Source organism: Mycetohabitans rhizoxinica HKI 454, assembly GCF_000198775.1.
GTDB lineage: Bacteria > Pseudomonadota > Gammaproteobacteria > Burkholderiales > Burkholderiaceae > Mycetohabitans > Mycetohabitans rhizoxinica.
Map to the genome: position 1 here is coordinate 1,907,857 of NC_014722.1, position 19,597 is coordinate 1,927,453.

Consider the following 19,597-nt stretch of genomic DNA (forward strand, 5'->3'; position numbering starts at 1 on the left):
GGCGCGGATTGGCCGCACACTAGCACACGGGTGCGGTTCAGGTGCCGGCGCCGTTGGTCTGTGCGCTCGTCACGCGTTGCACTCCGCCATTGCCCATCCAATTGCGCAACCGTTGCGCATCGGCAAAACGAGAATACTTGCCGAACGAGTCCAGCAACACCATGATCACGGGCCGGCCATGAATCGTCGCCTGCATGACCAGGCATTCGCCGGCCTCGTTGATGAAGCCGGTTTTTTGCAACCCGATGTCCCACGAAGCGTTGCGCACCAGTGCATTCGTACTGTTATAGGCGAGCGTGCGCTTGCCGGTGAATACATCGTAGCTGCGGTCAGTCGAGAACTGGCGGATCAGCGGATACTGATACGCCGCATTGACCATTTTCACGAGGTCACGCGCGCTGGACACGTTCTGCGACGTCAGGCCGGTCGCGTTCTGGAAATGGGTTTGCGCCATGCCCAATTCGGCGGCCTTGCGGTTCATCGCCACAATGAACCCCGGCCGGCCGCCGGGATAATAGCGCGACAGCGCCGCGGCGGCGCGATTCTCCGAGGCCATCAGCGCAATGTGTAACATATCCTCACGCGACAATGTCGAGCCGATCGACAACCGGGAACCGGTGCCCTTCTCGTAGTCGCGGTCCTCGTCGGTCACCGTCAGCCTCTCATTGAGCGGCGCCTTCGAATCCAGCACAACCATCGCGGTCATTAGCTTCGTGATCGACGCGATCGGCACGACTGACGCCGAGTTCTTGTCGTACAGTACCTCGCCGGTGTGCTGATCGACCATGAAGCCCACCGTCGAGCGCAACGCCACGCTGCCGTCGGACCGCAGCGTGAACGCGCCCAGCGCGGGCCTAGGTTGGTACGCGACCCGGCGCACCGCCGCATGGTGCGCGCGACCCTCTAGGCGCGCCGACACGCGCCGTTTCGACGGCCGTGCGGCAGCCTGACGCACCACCTTGCTCGAGCGCGCAGCGCGAACCCGCTGAGCCTTGGACACGCGCTTCGCGGCCAACACCTTGCCACCTTTGCCGGCGGCAGCATGGCTCGCGCGCGACGCGCGCGCATCCTTCGCGGCGGTGGCGACATACGCGTTGGCCGGCGCGACCAGCACGGCCATCAGTACGGCTGAGCCGGCGAGGGACAACGCCGCGCTGAAGGCAGCAACACGGATGCCTTTCAGCGAAGAAAACAGGGAGCTTTTCATTCGTGTTATGACCGAATTTTCCGAAAGTGTAGCCAAGCCTGGAATGATTAACGACGTTAGGCATTTATCGCCAATACTTAATCCAATATCTGTAAGACGTTCAGGAAAGACAATCGAGCCTCACAGTGTAATTGAGATCAGTAATCAGGCGCGCGCGGCGATTCGCTCCACCGTCGCTGAACGGTATCTACCTCCAACTTAACGGTTCGATGCCACCGACGTTAAACCAGGGTTATGGCGAGAACAGCCTAGGGATGCCCTTTCGCGTCGCGCGCGACGCGCTACGACCAATCAGCGGCCCAAACATCTTAGAAAGGCCCAAACGTTCCAAAAATTGACACACAGCAGTGCCTGTACGCCCAGACCAGGCGAAGCGCAGTGTGCTGAGACGCTGCGTTGAACCTGCCGCACCGGCTACGGCGCCCATCGTCTTGCGTCGCTAAACACTTGTTTATTAAGTTAAAGCCTAATTTGTGCAATGCACAAATTAGGCTTGACACGCGCAAAAACGCTCCTACAATGTGCATCATGCTGCATTGCACAATAGCTCGGCAGTCTTCCCCACTAGCGGCCCCGCCAGGGTCGGATCAGGAGCGCAAGCATGAATCTGTTGACCCCGGAGCAAATCGCTGTCGCCCAGAAGGCGAATCTGGAAACATGGTTTGGTCTGACGAACAAAGCGTTCGAAGGCATCGAAAAGTTCGTTGAACTGAACCTGCAAGCGGCAAAGTCGACACTGGCCGAATCACAGGAAAACGCGCACCGCGCGCTGTCGGTGAAGGATGCGCAGGAGCTGTTGTCGTTGCAAGCCAGCCTGGCGCAGCCTGGTGCGGAGAAGGTCTTGTCGTACGGCCGTCAACTATACGAGATCACGTCGGCCACACAAGCCGAATTCGTTCGCGTTGCCCAAGCGCAGTACGACGAGCAAAGCCGCAAGGTGCAGGCGTTGGTCGACAACGTCGCGAAGAACGCACCGGCTGGCTCAGAAACCGCCGTCTCGGTATGGAAGTCAGCGATCACCGCCGCGAACACGACGTACGAAACAGTGCAAAAGGCCACGAAGCAGGCGGTTGAGATCGCCGAAAGCAACTTCAACGCCGCCGCCACCGCCGCGTCGAAGGCTGCTCAGCAAGCGACCGCACAGGCATCGCACGCCGCAAAGAAGTAACGGCTACCGGCTCGGCGTCATGAAGCCGGCAGCGCCCAAGGCAACGGTGCGGTGCATGAGCCCATGCCAGCGCAAGCCTGCATGGGACGATGGTATCGATTCCACGTTGCGCTGGCGCCCTGCGCCGCGCACTTTCGCCGGTGCGCCACGCGTTCACCGCGAACCGGCAACGGCTCGCGCTACTTCTTGCGCTGCGGCGGCAGATCGGTGCAGACACCCTCGTACAGTTCCGCGGCCATCCCAACCGATTCGCCGAGCGTCGGGTGTGGATGGATTGTCTTGCCGATATCCGTCGCGTCCGCACCCATTTCCACGGCCAGGCAAATCTCGCTGATTAGATCGCCCGCATTGAGTCCAACGATACCGCCGCCGATCACGCGATGGGTCTGTTCATCGAACAGCAACTTCGTGAAGCCCTCATCCCGGCCGTTCGCAATCGCACGCCCGGAGGCGGCCCACGGAAACACGGCCTTGCCATACTGGACGCCCTCGGCCTTCAGTTGCGCCTCTGTCTTACCGGCCCATGCGACCTCGGGGTCGGTGTACGCCACCGAAGGAATCTGCAGCGCATCGAAGTAGGATTTTTCGCCGGCGGCGGCCTGCGCAGCCACATGCCCTTCGTGGACCGCCTTGTGTGCGAGCATCGGCTGACCCACGATATCGCCGATCGCATAGATGTGCGGCACGTTGGTACGCATCTGCTTGTCGACGTCGATGAAACCACGCTCGGTCACCGCAACGCCAGCACGCTCAGCGCCAATGCGCTTGCCGTTTGGACTGCGCCCGACTGCGACGAGCACTAAGTCGTAGCGCTGCGGACCCGTTGGCGCATGCTCGCCTTCGAAACTCACATAGATGCCGTCCGGCTTAGCCTCGGCAGCCGTGGTCCGGGTCTTCAGCATCACGTTTGCGAAGCGCTTCGCGTTAAACTTCTCCCATACTTTGACGAGGTCTCGATCCGCGCCCTGCATCAAACCATCGAGCATCTCGACCACGTCGATGCTCGCGCCGAGCGTCGAATACACCGTGGCCATTTCGAGCCCGATGATTCCGCCGCCAATCACCAGCATCCGCTGCGGGATTTGGGGCAACTCCAACGCGCCGGTGGAGTCGATGACGCGTGCGTCGTCGGGCAGGAACGGCAGTTTCACGGCTTGCGAGCCGGCCGCGATGATCGCCTGCTTGAACCGCACGATCTGCTTGCCGCCATCGGCCTGCACCTCGAGATGATAAGGGTCGACGAACGCCCCGACGCCGGACACCACCTGCACCTTGCGCGCCTTGGCCATACCGGCGAGCCCGGTCGTGAGCTTACGCACCACGCCGCTCTTGAACTCACGCAGCTTGCCTAAATCGATCTGCGGCTTGCCGAGCGTGATTCCATGCGCTGCCAGCGCCGCCGCCTCGTCCACGATGGCGGCGGTGTGCAGCAACGCCTTTGACGGAATGCATCCGACATTCAAGCACACGCCGCCCAGTGTCGGGTAGCGCTCGACGAGTACGGTTTTCAGGCCGAGATCGGCGGCGCGAAACGCAGCCGAATATCCGCCCGGGCCGGCACCGAGCACCAGCATGTCACATTCGATGTCGACGCTGCCACGATAGGCCGCAGCCGGCGCCCCGGAGGCGGGCGACTGTCCCGACGTCAGCGGCGACGCGGTCGCCGGCCGCGTACCTGATGCGGTGGGCGATGTCAGCGTCGAGGCGGGAGCCGAGACGAACGCAACCGGCGGTCGCGCCGCGACGTAACCGTCGTCGTCACCCACCTGGGCAGCAACCTCCAAGATCGCGATCACGGTGCCTTTGGACACGCTGTCGCCGAGCTTGATCTTGACTTCCTTCACGGTGCCAGCGTAGTCGCTCGGTACCTCTATCGACGCCTTGTCGGTTTCCAGCGTCAACAACGACTGCTCCTTGTCGATCGTATCGCCAGCCTGGATCAATACTTCGATCACGATGGCATCATTGGAATCGCCGATGTCGGGCACTTTCACTTCAACGAGACTCATCCACGTCCCCTTCTTGTTCGCGCAACGGGTTGATATCGTCCGGTCACAGCATCACGCGACGGAAATCCGCGAGGATCTGGCCCAGGTAGGCGTTGAAGCGCGCGGCCTGTGCACCGTCAATCACGCGATGGTCGTACGACAGTGACAGCGGCAGCATCAACCGCGGGACAAATTGCTTGCCATCCCAGACCGGCTTGTAAGCGCTTTTGGACAGGCCGAGGATCGCCACTTCCGGTGCATTGATGATCGGCGTGAAATGTGTGCCGCCGATGCCGCCAAGCGACGAAATCGAGATCGAGCCGCCCTGCATCTGGTCCGGCTTCAGCTTGCCTTCGCGAGCCAGTCTCGCCAACTCCGCGGTTTCCTTCGCGATGTCGAGCACACCCTTGTGGTCAGCCTCCTTGAGCACCGGCACGACGAGCCCGTTCGGCGTATCGGCTGCAAAGCCAATGTTGAAATACTGTTTGAACACCAAGTTGTCGCCGTCCAAGCTGGTGTTGAAGGTCGGGAATTGCTTCAACGCGGCAACCACCGCCTTGATCACGAACGCGAGCATGGTCACCTTGATGCCCGCTTTCTCGTTTTCCTTGTTCAGTTGCACACGCAACGTCTCAAGCTCGGTAATATCGGCTTCGTCGTTGTTCGTCACGTGCGGGATCATGACCCAGTTGCGATGCAGGTTCGCTCCGGAGATCTTTTTGATCCTCGACAGCGGCTTGGCCTGCACCGGGCCGAACTTCGCAAAGTCGACCTTCGGCCAGGGCAGCAGGTCTAGCCTCGCGCCGCCCGATGCGGCAGCCCCGCCCGCAGGCATGCCGCGCTGTCCGGTCATCACGCCCTTCACATAGGCGGTTACATCCTCGCGCGTGATCCGGCCCTTCGGGCCCGTGCCCGGCACGCGCGCGACCTCGACACCCAGCTCGCGCGCGAACTTGCGCACCGACGGGCTCGCGTGACTAGCACGGTGTTCGCCAGCAATCGGGATCGCCGGCGCCTGCGCAAGCGCCGACGGCTCGCCAGCGCCACTCGCCGGCGTTGGCGCAACCGGCAGATCTGAAGACTGCTCGGCCGACCTGGACGCCGTAGCCGGCTGCGCGGCCGGCGCCTGCTCGGACGCCGCGCCACCGGCGCTATCCAGTACGACGATCAGCGTGCCTTCCGACACCGTGTCGCCAACGTTGACTTTCAGTGCCTTCACCCTGCCCGCGGCCGGGCTCGGCACGTCCATCGTCGCCTTGTCCGACTCGAGCGTGACCAGCGATTGCTCCGGCTCGACAACGTCGCCCACCTTCACATGCACTTCGATCACCGGCACGTCCTGGTAGTCACCGATATCGGGGACCTTGACCTCGCGGACACCGCCGCCGGCCCTACCCGACGCGGCAGGCGATGTGACCCGGGCTGAGTCCGGAGCCGCAGCGGCGGGCGGCGCGGACGCGGCAGCGGGCGCTGAGCCTGAGCCTGAGCCTGAGCCTGAGCCTGAGCCTGAGCCTGAGCCTGCGGCCGGCGCAGCGGCTACGGCGGGTTGCGCCGCACCGTGACCGCTAGGCGCCGAGGCGTTGCTCGCGCGATCGAGAATCACGATCAGCGACCCTTCGCAAACCGTATCACCCTGCTTGACCTTCACTTCCTTAACGACACCGGCGCTCGGGCTCGGCACGTCCATCGTCGCCTTGTCCGACTCGAGCGTGACTAGCGATTGCTCCGGCTCGACGGCATCGCCCGGCTTGACCAGCACATCGATCACCGGCACGTCCTGGTAGTCGCCGATGTCCGGCACCTTCACTTCGATCGCTTCACTCATTGATTTTGTCTCCATCAGCCACGCGCGTGCGACGGCTGGCCATGGCCGTCGCACACGGGGCAGCGCGTTCGCGCGATGCGGGAAAATGGCGTTAGACGGTCACCGGGTTCGGCTTGGCCGGATCGAGCTGGTATTTCTGCAGCGCTTGCGCCACCCGCTTGCGGTCAATCGTGCCTTCGTCGGCCAGCGCGTGCAGCGCGGCCACTGTGACCCAATAGCGGTCAACCTCGAAGAAGTGACGCAGTTTCTCGCGCGTATCGGAACGACCGAAGCCATCGGTGCCCAGCACCACATAGCGACGCGGCACGAATGCGCGGATCTGCTCGGCCAGCGAGCGTACATAGTCGGTCGCCGCAATCACCGGCCCTTGCGTGTCCTTCAGCAAGGTCTGCACGTGTGACAGTTTGGGCTCAGCGAGCGGGTTGAGCAGATTCTGGCGCTGTACCGCCTGCCCTTCGCGGGCCAGTTCAATGAAGCTCGGCACGCTCCACAGGTCGGCGGCCACGCCCCAATCGTTCTTCAGCAACTCGGCTGCAGCAATCACTTCGTTCAGGATCGTGCCGGCACCGAGCAATTGCACACGCGGAGCGTCGTTATCCGCATCAGCCTTGCGCAATGAATACATGCCCTTGATGATGTGCTGCGCGACATGCTCACCCTCGGGCATCGCCGGATGCTCGTAGTTTTCGTTCATTACCGTCAGGTAATAAAACACGTCCTGCTGCTCCTGCACCATACGGCGCAAGCCGTCCTGGATGATCACCGCAAGCTCGTAGCCAAATGTCGGATCGTAGCTAACGCAATTGGGGATCGACGACGCCCACAACAGCGAATGCCCGTCCTCATGCTGCAACCCTTCGCCATTGAGCGTTGTGCGCCCCGCAGTGCCGCCGAGCAGGAAGCCACGCGAGCGCATATCACCGGCGGCCCAGGCCAGGTCACCGACGCGCTGGAAGCCAAACATCGAGTAGAAGATGTAGAACGGCACCATGATCTCGTTGTGCGTCGAGTACGATGTCGCCGCCGCGATCCAGTCGCAGAGGCCACCCGCCTCGTTGATGCCTTCCTGCAAGATCTGTCCGGTCGTCGATTCCTTGTAGAACATCAACTGGTCGGAATCTTCCGGCACGTACTTCTGCCCTTCCTGGTTCCAAATGCCGATCTGGCGGAATAACCCCTCCATGCCGAACGTGCGCGACTCGTCCGGCACGATCGGCACAATCCGCTTGCCGAGCGCCTTGTCCTTGAGCAGGATGTTCAAGATCCGCACGAACACCATCGTCGTGGAGATCTCGCGTCCCTCGCCGGTGCCCTTAAGCACCGGTTCGAACGCGGACAGCGGCGGCACGTCCAGCGACATATCGGCCTTCATCCGTCGCTGCGGCAGATAGCCGCCGAGCGCCAGCCGGTGCTGGCGCATGTACTCAAGCTCTTTTGAGCCCTCGTCAAACTTCAAGTAAGGCACATCAGCGATCTCGTCGTCCGAGATCGGCAGCCGGAACCGGTCGCGGAACTGCTTTAGTTGGTCCACCTGCATTTTCTTCTGCTGGTGGGTAATGTTCATCGCCTGCCCGGCCTCGCCCATCCCGTAGCCCTTGATCGTCTTTGTCAGGATCACGGTCGGCTGGCCGACATTGTGCTGCGCCGCGTGAAATGCCGCGTAGATCTTATGCGGGTCGTGGCCGCCTCGGTTCAAATTCCAGATATCATCATCGGACCAGTCCGCCACCAACGCCTTGAGTTCCGGGGTGTTAAAGAAATGCTCGCGCACATAGGCACCGGACTCCGACTTGTACGTCTGGTATTCGCCATCGACCACTTCCATCATCCGGCGCATCAACGCGCCCGTCTTGTCGCGCGCAAACAGCGAATCCCAGCGGCTGCCCCAGATCACCTTGATCACGTTCCAGCCCGCACCGCGGAATTCGGACTCCAACTCCTGGATAATCTTGCCGTTGCCTCGCACCGGCCCGTCCAGCCGCTGCAGGTTACAGTTGATCACGAACACGAGGTTGTCCAGCCTCTCACGCCCGGCCATGCCGATCGCGCCGAGCGATTCCGGCTCGTCGGTCTCGCCGTCGCCGAGGAAAGCCCAAACCTTGCGCCCCGCGGTCTTCGCGATGCCGCGCGCCTCCAGGTAGCGCATGAAACGCGCCTGGTAGATCGCCATGATCGGACCCAAGCCCATCGACACCGTCGGGAACTGCCAGAAATCCGGCATCAGCCACGGGTGCGGATACGATGAGATGCCCTTGCCTCCGACCTCCTGCCGAAAGTTGTCCAGTTGCTCCTCGGTTAGCCGACCTAACAGGAACGCGCGTGAATAAATGCCGGGGGACGAGTGGCCCTGCACGAACACCAGGTCACCACCATGCTCGGCGCTCGGCGCGTGCCAGAAATGGTTGTACCCGACGTCATAAAGGGTGGCGGCCGACGCAAACGATGCAATGTGCCCACCGACGTTCGTGTGCTTGCCGGCGCGCAGCACCATCGCCAGCGCATTCCAGCGCGTGTACGAGCGAATCCGATGTTCGATGTCTTGATCGCCGGGGCTCTTAGCCTGCGCGGACACGGGGATCGTATTGATATACGGCGTGTTCGCGGAAAATGGCAGATGCTCGCCATGGACCCGCGCAAATTCGATCTGCTTTTCGATCAAGTAATGTGCGCGCTCGGGGCCCACAGCCGACAGCACGCCATCTAACGCCTCGAGCCATTCGGCGGTTTCCTGCGGGTCGTTGTCTTTTTCGGCGGCGACATACTTCATCACTTCCTCGGGTACGGCGGACATGAGCGTCTCCTAGTCCTGGTATGGGGAACGTGCAGCACAAGCTGACCAGCTACCGCGTGCGCGGTTCCGCCTGCGGGATCGCGCGGCCGGAAGCGGCATCCTGGCCGGGCGGCCACCGAATTGTAAAGACCCGGTCTGAGCCTGCGCAACAAAATTTTCAAATGACGAGATGATTTCCCACAATACGAAAAATTGCTGCAGCGCAACCCGAAAATCCGGCATCTGACTGGATTCTATCGCTGCTTTGCCGCGAACAGCTCGCTTTGTGCTTTTAACCCTGCGCTACAATTTGCTTCATGTTGACTGAACGGCTTCTCGCTCGTGCAGCGCGGCCCGGGCCGACGCCGCCGCCTAACCGCTGGCATCACGGCCCGTGGTGGTCCAACTCTTACTTGCTCACGCCGCTCGTGTCGATCGTGGTGTTCCTGATCGTGATGAGCCTAATTCTATGGAGCCTGAACCGGCGCGAGCAACAGCAGCAAGAAGACACGCTGTATCGCAACGTCGCGTGGGCACAGCAACAGATCCGTCTGTCAATGACGAGCACGCAGGAACACATTGCTGCCCTCGCTCGCGACATTGCCGCCGGTCATGGTGACGCGCGGACCTTCCAAACGGCCGCCGGTGCCGTGATGCAAAGCCATCCGGAAATCATTTACATGAACTGGCTCGACGGCTCGCAGACGCCACACTGGGCCAGCACCCCGGAGTCGCACGTCGGCTCGCGGCTGGCCAAGCCAAACGAGACGCAATTGGACGATGCGATCCACGCTGCGTTCACTGAGGCACGTGCTTCGCGCCGGCAGATCTACTCGGCGCTGCTCTACGACGACTTACGCAATGGCTACGTGACACTGCAAACGCCGATCTTTCGCGAGCGTGAGTTCCTCGGCACGGTGGCCGCCGTGTTCTCGGTCGAAGGCATGCTCAAGCACGACATTCCAGCCGAGTTGTCCGCCAAATACAAGATCTCGATCATCGATCTGGGTCACCGCGAGCTATCCACTACGTCCACCCGCCCGAGGCTGCCGCGCGATGCGTATTACGACCTGCCGCTCGATCCACCGGGCCATGGCCTGGCGGTGCGCGTGTACTCGTATCCGCAACTGACCAACTTTACGAACAAGACGCTGGTGTGGCTGGTCGCCGGCCTGTCGTGCTTCGTGCTATGGAGCCTGTGGAGCTTATGGAAGCACACTCGGCAGCGCTTCGAGGCGCAACAGGCGCTGTACGCGGAGGCGTTCTTCCGGCGCGCGATGGAAAACTCCGTGTTGATTGGCATGCGCGTGCTCGACATGCAAGGACGCATCACGCACGTGAATCCGGCCTTTTGCCGGATGACCGGCTGGGACGAAAGCGACCTGGTGGGCAAGACCGCTCCGTTCCCGTACTGGCCGCGCGAAGCTCACGCGGAGATGCATCGGCAGCTCGACATGACGCTGCGCGGCAAGGCGCCCTCGTCGGGGTTCGAGTTGCGGGTGCGCCGCAAGGATGGCTCGATTTTTCACGCGCGGCTGTATGTATCGCCGCTGATCGATAGCTCCGGGCGCCAGACCGGCTGGATGTCGTCGATGACCGACATCACCGAGCCCAAGCGCGCGCGCGAGGAGCTGGCCGCCGCCCATGAGCGTTTCACCACGGTACTCGAGTCGCTGGACGCGGCAGTCTCGGTGCTGGCGGCAGACCAGGCCGAGCTGCTGTTTGCCAACCGCTACTACCGGCATCTGTTCGGTATCCGCCCGGACGGGCACCTGGAATTGGCAGGCTCGAGCTTCGATGCGGCGACCCAGGCGTCGAACGACTCGATCGATCTAGTCGATACCTACGCCGGCCTGCCAGCTGCCGCGCTGACCGAAAGCACATCGGACGCGCGCGAAATCTACGTGCAGAGCATCCAAAAGTGGTTCGAGGTGCGTCGGCAATACATTCAGTGGGTCGATGGCCACCTCGCGCAGATGCAAATCGCCACGGATATCACGCAGCGCAAGCAAGCGCAGGAACTGGCGCAGCAACAGGACGAGAAGCTACAGTTCACCAGCCGCTTGATGACGATGGGTGAAATGGCCTCGTCACTGGCGCACGAGTTGAACCAACCGCTGGCGGCGATCAACAACTACGCATCGGGCACCGTGGCGCTGGTAAAGTCCGGCCGCGCGTCGCCGGAAAATCTGTTACCGGTGCTCGAGAAAACGTCGCAGCAAGCGGTGCGCGCCGGCATGATCATCAAGCGCATCCGTGAATTCGTCAAACGCAGCGAACCGAAGCGTCAACGCACGAAGATCAGCGACATCATTGCGGATGCGGTCGGCCTAGCCGAGATCGAAATGCGCAAGCGGCACATCCGCATCGTCACCGACATGCGCGCGCGGCTACCGGTCATCAACGTCGATCCGGTACTAATTGAACAGGTACTCGTGAACCTGCTGAAAAACGCCGCCGAAGCGATGGCCGATGCCCGTCCAAACGCGGTCGATCCCGTGATCCGCGTCGAGGTACGCATCGTCGATGAGGGGCCGTGCGTGCGCATCAGCGTGGTTGACCAGGGACCCGGCGTGGACGAGGCCAGCACCGAGCGCCTGTTCGAGCCGTTCTACAGCACCAAGTCCGACGGCATGGGCATGGGGCTGAACATCTGCCGCTCGATCATCGAGTCTCACCGGGGCCGTCTGTGGGTCGTCAACAATGTCGAGCCCGACGGCCTCGTGACCGGCTGTACTTTTCATTTTACGTTGCCATTTGGCGAAACCGAAGAACCTACGCAGCATGGGCCCGCAGCGGCCGCGCCGCAAACTGTCACGGGAGATCTATGAGCAGCCCATTCACCACACAACAGGAAACCGTCTTCGTCGTCGACGATGACGAGGCAGTGCGTGACTCGCTGCGCTGGCTGCTCGAGGCCAACGGCTACCGTGTCCAGTGCTTCTCCAGCGCCGAACAGTTTCTCGATGCTTACCAGCCGTCGCAGCTCGGCTGCCTGATTCTGGACGTGCGCATGTCCGGCATGAACGGGCTCGAGCTACAGGAAAAGCTGATTGCTGAGCATGCAACGCTGCCGATCATTTTTGTCACGGGCCACGGCGACGTGCCGATGGCCGTGTCGACAATGAAGAAAGGCGCGATGGATTTTATCGAAAAGCCGTTTGACGAAGCCGAGTTGCGCCAGCTGGTCGAGCGCATGCTCGAGCGTGCCCGCACCGAGAGCTCGACCGCGCAGCAGCAGCGCGCGGCCGCCGAGCGCCTGTCCAAGCTGACCGCGCGCGAGCAACAAGTGCTCGGGCGCATCATCGCCGGACGGCTGAACAAGCAGATTGCCGACGATCTTGGCATCTCGATCAAGACGGTCGAGGCGCACCGCGCGAACATCATGGAAAAGCTCAACGTGAACACGGTGGCCGACCTGCTGCGCCTCGCTCTATCGAAAAAGCAGTAGCGGCGCGTCAAGCCACGGGCGCGCGCACGAAGCCGGCCGCCCGTGGCGGTATAATCAGCCCTTTCGGTCGCGTGCAGCCGCTTGCCATGCAAGCGCAGTGTAGCATGCGCCGTCCACCGCTTTGCGCTTCGATAATCCGACCCACCACCTGCCATGACAGCCAGAATCATCGACGGCACCCTCCTTTCCAAACAGCTGCGCGCCGACGTAGCGCAACGTGCTGCCACGCTTACCACACGTGGCCACCGGCCCGGCCTGGCCGTGGTGCTCGTCGGCGACAACGCGGCCAGCCAGGTCTACGTGCGCAACAAGATCAAGGCGTGCGAGGACAACGGATTGCATTCGGTCTATGACCGCTATCCGGCTGAATTCAGTGAAGCCGACCTGCTCGCCCGCATCGACGCGCTAAACCGCGATCCACAGATTCATGGGATCCTCGTGCAATTGCCACTGCCGCCGCATATCGACGCGCACAAGGTCATCGAGGCAATCGCACCGGAAAAGGACGTCGATGGCTTCCATGTCGCCAACGCGGGCGCGTTGATGACCGGCAAGCCGCTGTTCCGCCCTTGCACGCCGTACGGCGTGATGAAAATGTTTGAATCGGAGCGCATCCCGCTGGCTGGCGCCAACGCAGTGGTGATCGGCCGCTCGAACATTGTCGGCAAGCCGATGGCAATGCTGCTGATCGAGGCCGGTGCCACCGTGACAATCTGCAACAGCAAGACGCGGGATCTGGCCGCCCATACGCGCCGCGCGGACATCATCGTCGCGGCAACGGGCAAGCGTAATTTGCTGACAGCCGACATGGTCAAGCCCGGTGCGACCGTCATTGACGTCGGCATGAACCGCGACGACGAGGGCAAGCTGTGCGGCGACGTGGATTTCGCCGGCGTACGCGAGGTCGCCGGCTATATCACGCCCGTGCCCGGCGGCGTCGGTCCGATGACGATCACGATGCTACTGGTCAACACGATCGAGGCGGCCGAACGCGCCGCCGGCTGACGACGCAACGACACGCGACGCCGCTGAGCGATGCGGCGCGCTGATCCGCCACGCTTTCGGAATCCGATAGGAACACCATGCCTCACACCGCCGCTAACAACCCGCTGCTCGATTTTTCCGATCTACCACGCTTTGCATCGATCCGCCCCGAGCACGTCACGCCGGCGCTGGATGTATTGTTAGACGCTGCCAACGACGCGATCGAGCGCGCCAGCGCGCCGCACACCCCGGCCACTTGGGAAGCGGTCATTGACCCCGTTGAGGCGGCGACCGAGCCGCTGTCGCGCGCCTGGGGCGTGATCGGGCACCTGAATGCGGTGGCCGACACGCCGGCGTTGCGCACGGCGCACGCGCAGAACCTGTCGCGCGTGACCGAATTCTGGTCCAATGTGGGCCAAAACCTGGCGCTGTACGACAAGTACAAGGCGATTGCGGCAAGCAGCGCCTATGCGCAACTGAGTGACGCGCGCAAGAAGATCCTAGACAATGCGCTGCGCGATTTCCGCCTGTCCGGCGCCGAATTGCCGGAAGCCAGCAAGCCACGCTTTGCACAATTGCAGGATCAGCAAGCGACGCTAGCAAAGGCGTTTTCCGACCATGTATTGGACGCGACCAACGCATACGCGTACTTCGCGACCGATTCCGCACAACTCGCCGGCCTGCCTGCCGACGCGGTTGACGCGGCACGCCATGCAGCGGAAAAGGACGGCAAGCCGGGCTGGAAGTTCACACTGCATTTTCCGTCGTATTTCCCGGTGCTGCAGTACGCCGAACACCGCCCAATGCGCGAGGCAATGTACCGCGCCTACGCGACCCGCGCGTCCGAGTTGGGGGCCGAATACGGCAACGGCAAGCCCGAGTGGGACAACACCGCCAACATGGCCGAGCAATTGAAGCTGCGCGCGCAAGAAGCGTCAATGCTCGGCTACCGGAATTTCGCCGAAGTGTCGCTCGAGCCGAAAATGGCCGACTCTCCGGACCAGGTGATCACGTTTCTTGACGATCTGGCCCGGCGCGCGCGGCCCTATGCGGAAAAAGACTGGGCGCAGCTTCGCGCATTCGCTGCCAACGAGCTTGGCCTGGCACAACTCGCGCCATGGGATATCGCGTACGCGTCCGAAAAGCTGCGGCAAAAACGCTATGCGTTCTCCGAAAACGAAGTCAAGCAGTACTTCCCGGAACGCGTCGTACTGCAGGGGCTGTTTCGCGTCACCGAGACATTGTTCGGCGTCTCGATCAAGCCGGACACCGCCGAGACATGGCATCCCGATGTGCGCTTCTTCCGCGTCGAGAACGCGGATGGCAACCTCGTCGCGCAGTTCTACCTGGACCTATACGCGCGCGAAGGCAAGCGCGGTGGCGCGTGGATGGACGATGCGCGTTCGCGCCGCAAGCGCGCCGACGGTAGCCTGCAAACCCCGGTTGCCTACTTGACGTGCAACTTCTCGGCGCCGGTCGGCGACAAGCCGGCGTGCTTCACGCATGATGAAGTGATTACGCTGTTCCACGAGTTCGGCCATGGACTGCATCATATGCTCACGCGCATCGAAGAGTTGGGCGTGTCAGGCATCAACGGTGTTGAATGGGACGCAGTTGAATTGCCATCGCAATTCATGGAAAACTTTTGCTGGGAGTGGGACGTGCTCACCGGCATGACGTCACACGTGGACACCGGTGCGCCGCTGCCGCGCGAACTGTTCGACAAGATGCTGGCGGCCCGCAACTTCCAAAGCGGGCTTGCGACGCTGCGGCAAATCGTCTTCTCGAAGTTCGATATGCTACTGCATACCGGTTACGATCCGGATGGCGCCGTCAGCGTGAATGCACTTGCCCGACAGATCAACGACAGCTGCCACGTCGTGCCCCAGGCGCCGTTCTCGCGTTGGCCGAACACATTCAGCCACATCTTTGCTGGCGGCTATGCGGCCGGCTACTACAGCTACAAGTGGGCAGAAGTGCTGTCGGCTGATGCGTACGCGGCGTTCGAGGAAGCGGCAAGCACGAGCGGCAGCGTGCTCGACAGACAAACGGGGGCGCGCTACCGTGCGGAGATTCTTGAAGTCGGCGGCAGCCGTGCTGCGATGGCGTCGTTCAAGGCATTCCGCGGGCGCGAGCCGAACATCGAAGCACTGCTGCGTCACAACGGGATGGCTGGGGAAGCGGCCTAACGAGGCGTGAGTAATGGCAGGCCCAAGCGCTTAAGGCTCGGGCTGTCAACGACGCAACTTGAAATCCACGGTATCGGGCCGACCAGCGAGCGCCAACGTCGCGTGCGCTGCCGGCTGGCGGCTGACCACCTGGCCGCGCCGTATCACGGCCAGACGTGCCGCGCGCAGCCGAATCGCCTCGATCGGATCGCGAGCATCGAGCAAGACGAGGTCGGCGTAGCAGCCCGGCGCCAATCCGTACCCTTCCAGACCCAGTATCCTGGCAGGCGTCTGCGTAACCGCGGTGAAGCAAGCGCGACTCGCGTCGATGCCAGTCATCTGCGCGACATGCAGCGCCATATGCGCGACCTCGAGCATGTCGCCGGAGCCCAGTGCGTACCACGGATCCATCACGCAATCGTGACCCAACGCGACATCGATGCCCGTGGCCAGCATCTCGGGCACGCGCGTCATGCCCCGTCGCTTCGGATAAGTGTCGGCACGGCCTTGCAGCGTAATGTTGATTAGAGGGTTCGCGATGGCGGCCACGCCCGCTTCGTGCATCAACGGGAGCAGCTTGCTGACATAGTCATTATCCATCGAGTGCATCGACGTCAGATGCGAGCCAGCGACGCGCCCGTGCAGCCCAAGCCGGTGCGTTTCAGCCACCAGCGTCTCGATGTGGCGTGACATCGGGTCATCGGATTCGTCACAGTGCATGTCCACCCGCAGCCCTTTCTGCACCGCAAACTCGCACAGCAGCCGGATGGATTCGGCGCCGTCGGCCATCGTCCGCTCGAAATGCGGGATACCGCCGACGACGTCCACGCCCAGAGCAATCGCGCGTTTCAAGTTGTCGAACGCGCCGGGACTGCGCAACAGGCCATCCTGCGGGAACGCGACCAGTTGAAGATCCAGGTAGGGTGCGACGCGTCGCTTGACCTCGAGCAGCGCCTCGACAGCCAGCAGCCGCGGGTCACAGACGTCTACGTGCGAGCGGATGGCTAGCAATCCACGCGCGACCGCCCAATCGCAATATTGCAGCGCGCGCTCCAACACGGCCTGTTGCGTGAGCGTGGGTTTGAGTTCTGCCCATAGCGCGATGCCTTCGAGCAAGGTGCCCGACGCATTGACCCGCGGCAACCCGTACGAGAGCGTCGCGTCCATATGGAAATGGGCGTCGACGAACGGCGGTGTGACCAAGTTGCACTGCGCATCGATTTCGTGTGATGCGGTCGCCGCCAGCGCGGGCTCTACCGCGACGATGCGCGCGCCGTTTATGCCGATGTCGATTTGCGTACGCCCGTCGGGCAACGATGCGTTACGGATAATTAGATCCATCCGAAGCTCCTCTGTGTCAGGGCGTGCCGGCGTTGCATGTTGGTTAGCAACACACGCACCGCGGTTTCATGCAAGAGGTCACCACGACGCGCGATGCAGGCAGCGCGAAATTGACAGCCAGCGTGTACCATATGAGACAAGTTTGAAGACACAAGCCGAAGAAAAATTGGGCGTGCCGCGCCACTACGAGGCCATAAGGTTCAAGCTAGAGAACTTCGCCATGCTTGTTCACCCCAGACAGGGCTTTATGAAACGGGAGTTGGTGAGCAGCAATGCACCCGTTCCGTTGGCGAATCACCTCATCGTTTTTACTACCCGCTCGCATGGCGCCCGGTCATAAATACACGGACTAGCCTCATGAGGTTCAACCCAATATAGAGTACTGGTTGATAAATACCACGCTTCTTACTATTTTTTAAATCGCTAAGCGTTAAAATAAAACAAATTGGGGCCTTCCGCGTAGTAGACAGATAGCGTTTGGCATGTTACGGAAGACAGTTACACAAAAGCACCGAAAGATACTTTGCATTGCAACTAAGTTGAAGTAACCCGCGGTCAGCCATTCTTTCATCGGCGTGACCGCACGTATGGTCAATGCGTCCGATCATCGGACGCTGTAACCTTGGCTGCAATGCAAGCCCTAACCAGGCAGTAAATCCCCGATAATCCCACCAGCCCGTAAATAATACGGGACGCAACCGATCCGACGCCGAGGATCGCCGCGACGAGATCAAACTGAAACAGCCCGACCAGCCCCCAGTTCAGAGCGCCAATGATGACAAGTGCGCCGGCAATCCAGTCGAGTAGGTTGGAACGTGCGCCAAAGGTGGTCACGATAGTCATAGCAATCTCCTAAGGAAATGCAACGAAACGGGGTGAACTAGCTACCTACGTTTAGCGCAAACAGCGTGCCTACACAGGTTCCTATAAAAGTGACCGACAAAATCGGACCGACGAATAAGCGAGACGTGCTGGAACGAGGTAGCAATAAAGCCGACAAGAAAACTGGAAGATGACGCAGACAGAGAAGCGGGCGCATTGAGCAGCATCGAGACAAAGGTGCCCCTTGCGGCGATCAAAAGAGTCCGGACACAGGCCGATTGGCACAGCAGTTCGATGTGCGACCGAGTCAAATCACTTAATGGAAACGGCAGTTGCAAAAGCGCGTGGCAAACATGTTCGGCGCGGCGGATTCGTCGTCGCGCGAGTGTGGCGCAGCACCCAATGATGAGCAAGTCTATCTGAATGCGTACGAGTCGGTCTCAGTGACAATTCTGCATGGCACGGTAGCCGAGCACAGCGCGCTTTTGAAGACGCTTTTGACGGCGGATTTAGCACGGCAATTTTGCCGCAGCACATCCAGTTCGGCTCCACGCTCATCGGCGACGCGCCACAGTGCATACGGCCTGCCGCGCAGATTCACGAACATTTCATCAAGGTGCCACGTCGAGCCGGGCTTACCCTGTACGGCTTTCGTTGGCGGGGCAAGCTGCCCGCCGGATGGGTTGCGCCAGCGCGCGCCGACTCATACGTCACCTTCACATTGCGCTCAAGCAGCAGCCCCTGGACGGAATCTTTCTAAAAGCTCATGCCTGCCCCATGGCATAACGCTTTTTTTACCGTTTTCGTCTTCGTGAATGGCGTATCCATTCCTAGCACACGCAATCAACTCTTTTGCAAAAACACTGCTTCGATGTTGCCAGTTTTCCGCTGCATTGCTCAAAATTTCTTTATATTGATTAATGTTTTCTTCATTCGGATTTTGAGCGGCATTGTTATGCGCAGCAACAAGATGTTCAGGCACGTCAGTTAACAAGCGGAACATATGACCTCTATCAAACGCTCCCTGTATCCAACCTTGATTGATTGAACCAGACCAATCTGAGAACGGGTTGATATTAAGGAATTCGCCTGCCGTTGGCTCTCGACCTGCTGACCTATTCCTATTTAGCCAGTTATTTACACCGTTTATCATATCCCCTCCACTCTCACCTCCCAAGCGTCCTAACACGCGCACCGGCACCTGTTGCCGTCGATCACTCTTTACCCACTCATCGATAGCTGCAGCACGCTTGTCGATTTCGCGCATCGCTGGGCTTGGACGAGCGGTTGCGCCGAAATGCGAGGCAACGGTGTTGAGTATTGTTTGAAGTTCATCGTAATACCGCTGCATCCACGCGAATGAACTGAGTTCTCCCTCATGTTCATGTAAAATCCTTGCAACTTTAGCTTTTTGTTGCGCTTTGACTTTCATCGCTCGCTTTCTCATTGCCATCCTCCCTTGTTTCCATGGTCAGTGATCAGCACGCGCCCATAGCAGGCCCATCCTCATAGACTAACGCTTTCATAATTTCTCAGCCTTGTCAAGGCCGTAATTCGTGTCTTGCCTTAAGCGTACAAGAAGCATTATTGGTCAATGGCCACGCAATTTGTCTGAAATCACTGACACCGGCAAAACACTTTTATTTTTGCGCGTCGAACCCATTGACCCAACCATAGCAGAGCCACCATCACCGCAAGTGCTCCGCCAATCCGGGTGGCAAGTTGCGCAAACGGCATCAGTGGCAAACGGTTGGCCGCGGTGACCAACGCCCAACGAGAAAACCGATTGCCATCAGTATCAGCACCGTGACAAGTGCTGTGGCAAGGTGCGCCTCCCTCCTGCGCCGTTTCCACAAGCCGAGGATCGAAGCAC

General features: G+C 60.9%; 12 protein-coding genes and 2 pseudogenes. 5 read left to right on the top strand and 9 right to left on the bottom strand.

All coding sequences use genetic code 11. The annotated features are described in order from the left end of the window. Nucleotides 1-37: 37 nt before the first annotated feature. On the bottom strand, nt 38-1,207 hold the full coding sequence (pbpG, locus tag RBRH_RS08330) for a D-alanyl-D-alanine endopeptidase (RefSeq protein ID WP_041753686.1): 1,170 nt from the start codon (nt 1,205-1,207) through the stop codon (nt 38-40). Between the two features lie 601 nt (nt 1,208-1,808). Here pbpG and RBRH_RS08335 point away from each other — a divergent pair. Then, a complete protein-coding gene (locus tag RBRH_RS08335; RefSeq protein WP_013435729.1) occupies nt 1,809-2,375 on the top strand; it encodes a phasin family protein in 567 nt (188 codons plus the stop codon). A 179-nt stretch (nt 2,376-2,554) separates the two neighbouring features. Here RBRH_RS08335 and lpdA read toward each other — a convergent pair whose 3' ends face one another. The 3 genes from lpdA to aceE all read right to left on the bottom strand — a co-directional run bounded on the left by lpdA (nt 2,555) and on the right by aceE (nt 8,979). Beyond that, nucleotides 2,555-4,384, bottom strand: coding sequence for a dihydrolipoyl dehydrogenase (lpdA, locus tag RBRH_RS08340; RefSeq protein ID WP_013435730.1), 1,830 nt, complete (start codon nt 4,382-4,384; stop codon nt 2,555-2,557). A 43-nt stretch (nt 4,385-4,427) separates the two neighbouring features. Beyond that, nucleotides 4,428-6,188 carry a dihydrolipoyllysine-residue acetyltransferase gene (gene aceF / locus RBRH_RS08345; protein ID WP_041754354.1) on the bottom strand — a complete coding sequence of 587 codons (1,761 nt, stop codon included), beginning with the start codon at nt 6,186-6,188 and terminating at the stop codon, nt 4,428-4,430. Nucleotides 6,189-6,279: 91 nt separating this feature from the next. Then, nucleotides 6,280-8,979, bottom strand: coding sequence for a pyruvate dehydrogenase (acetyl-transferring), homodimeric type (gene aceE / locus RBRH_RS08350; RefSeq protein WP_013435732.1), 2,700 nt, complete (start codon nt 8,977-8,979; stop codon nt 6,280-6,282). Nucleotides 8,980-9,275: 296 nt separating this feature from the next. Here aceE and fixL point away from each other — a divergent pair, with 296 nt between their 5' ends. From fixL to RBRH_RS08370, 4 genes are all read left to right on the top strand, one after another. After that, complete coding sequence (gene fixL / locus RBRH_RS08355; RefSeq protein WP_013435734.1) at nt 9,276-11,789, top strand: oxygen sensor histidine kinase FixL; 2,514 nt, start codon at nt 9,276-9,278, stop codon at nt 11,787-11,789. After that, the gene (gene fixJ / locus RBRH_RS08360) at nt 11,786-12,409 is read left to right on the top strand and encodes an oxygen response regulator transcription factor FixJ (protein WP_013435735.1); all 624 of its coding nucleotides are present in this window, start codon (nt 11,786-11,788) and stop codon (nt 12,407-12,409) included. Before fixL ends, fixJ begins: the two co-directional genes overlap by 4 nt. Before the next feature lie 153 nt (nt 12,410-12,562). Then, nucleotides 12,563-13,414, top strand: coding sequence for a bifunctional methylenetetrahydrofolate dehydrogenase/methenyltetrahydrofolate cyclohydrolase FolD (gene folD, locus RBRH_RS08365; protein ID WP_013435736.1), 852 nt, complete (start codon nt 12,563-12,565; stop codon nt 13,412-13,414). Nucleotides 13,415-13,491: 77 nt separating this feature from the next. Next, the gene (locus RBRH_RS08370; RefSeq protein ID WP_013435737.1) at nt 13,492-15,582 is read left to right on the top strand and encodes a M3 family metallopeptidase; all 2,091 of its coding nucleotides are present in this window, start codon (nt 13,492-13,494) and stop codon (nt 15,580-15,582) included. Between the two features lie 45 nt (nt 15,583-15,627). Here RBRH_RS08370 and RBRH_RS08375 read toward each other — a convergent pair whose 3' ends face one another. The 5 genes and pseudogenes from RBRH_RS08375 to RBRH_RS20240 all read right to left on the bottom strand — a co-directional run. Continuing rightward, the gene (locus RBRH_RS08375) at nt 15,628-16,902 is read right to left on the bottom strand and encodes an amidohydrolase family protein (RefSeq protein ID WP_013435738.1); all 1,275 of its coding nucleotides are present in this window, start codon (nt 16,900-16,902) and stop codon (nt 15,628-15,630) included. Nucleotides 16,903-17,493: 591 nt separating this feature from the next. After that, nucleotides 17,494-17,745 carry a DUF378 domain-containing protein gene (locus tag RBRH_RS08385; protein WP_013435739.1) on the bottom strand — a complete coding sequence of 84 codons (252 nt, stop codon included), beginning with the start codon at nt 17,743-17,745 and terminating at the stop codon, nt 17,494-17,496. A 394-nt stretch (nt 17,746-18,139) separates the two neighbouring features. Beyond that, a pseudogene (locus tag RBRH_RS21345) lies at nt 18,140-18,340 on the bottom strand (DDE-type integrase/transposase/recombinase); the annotation flags it as partial. Between the two features lie 111 nt (nt 18,341-18,451). Then, nucleotides 18,452-19,171 (bottom strand): hypothetical protein, encoded by a 720-nt coding sequence (locus RBRH_RS18935; protein ID WP_157864406.1) that lies wholly within the window; start codon nt 19,169-19,171, stop codon nt 18,452-18,454. Nucleotides 19,172-19,341: 170 nt separating this feature from the next. Further along, nucleotides 19,342-19,494: pseudogene (locus tag RBRH_RS20240) on the bottom strand (2-hydroxycarboxylate transporter family protein); the annotation flags it as partial. Nucleotides 19,495-19,597: the final 103 nt, after the last annotated feature.

What these genes read in the sequence shown, in the direction of transcription:
- aceF (WP_041754354.1), bottom strand. Translation starts at nt 6,188, where the DNA reads ATGAGTGAAGCGATCGAAGTGAAGGTGCCGGACATCGGCGACTACCAG.
- fixJ (WP_013435735.1), top strand. Translation starts at nt 11,786, where the DNA reads ATGAGCAGCCCATTCACCACACAACAGGAAACCGTCTTCGTCGTCGAC.
- lpdA (WP_013435730.1), bottom strand. Translation starts at nt 4,384, where the DNA reads ATGAGTCTCGTTGAAGTGAAAGTGCCCGACATCGGCGATTCCAATGAT.
- RBRH_RS18935 (WP_157864406.1), bottom strand. Translation starts at nt 19,171, where the DNA reads ATGAGAAAGCGAGCGATGAAAGTCAAAGCGCAACAAAAAGCTAAAGTT.
- fixL (WP_013435734.1), top strand. Translation starts at nt 9,276, where the DNA reads ATGTTGACTGAACGGCTTCTCGCTCGTGCAGCGCGGCCCGGGCCGACG.
- aceE (WP_013435732.1), bottom strand. Translation starts at nt 8,979, where the DNA reads ATGTCCGCCGTACCCGAGGAAGTGATGAAGTATGTCGCCGCCGAAAAA.
- RBRH_RS08385 (WP_013435739.1), bottom strand. Translation starts at nt 17,745, where the DNA reads ATGACTATCGTGACCACCTTTGGCGCACGTTCCAACCTACTCGACTGG.
- RBRH_RS08335 (WP_013435729.1), top strand. Translation starts at nt 1,809, where the DNA reads ATGAATCTGTTGACCCCGGAGCAAATCGCTGTCGCCCAGAAGGCGAAT.
- RBRH_RS08370 (WP_013435737.1), top strand. Translation starts at nt 13,492, where the DNA reads ATGCCTCACACCGCCGCTAACAACCCGCTGCTCGATTTTTCCGATCTA.
- RBRH_RS08375 (WP_013435738.1), bottom strand. Translation starts at nt 16,902, where the DNA reads ATGGATCTAATTATCCGTAACGCATCGTTGCCCGACGGGCGTACGCAA.
- folD (WP_013435736.1), top strand. Translation starts at nt 12,563, where the DNA reads ATGACAGCCAGAATCATCGACGGCACCCTCCTTTCCAAACAGCTGCGC.
- pbpG (WP_041753686.1), bottom strand. Translation starts at nt 1,207, where the DNA reads ATGAAAAGCTCCCTGTTTTCTTCGCTGAAAGGCATCCGTGTTGCTGCC.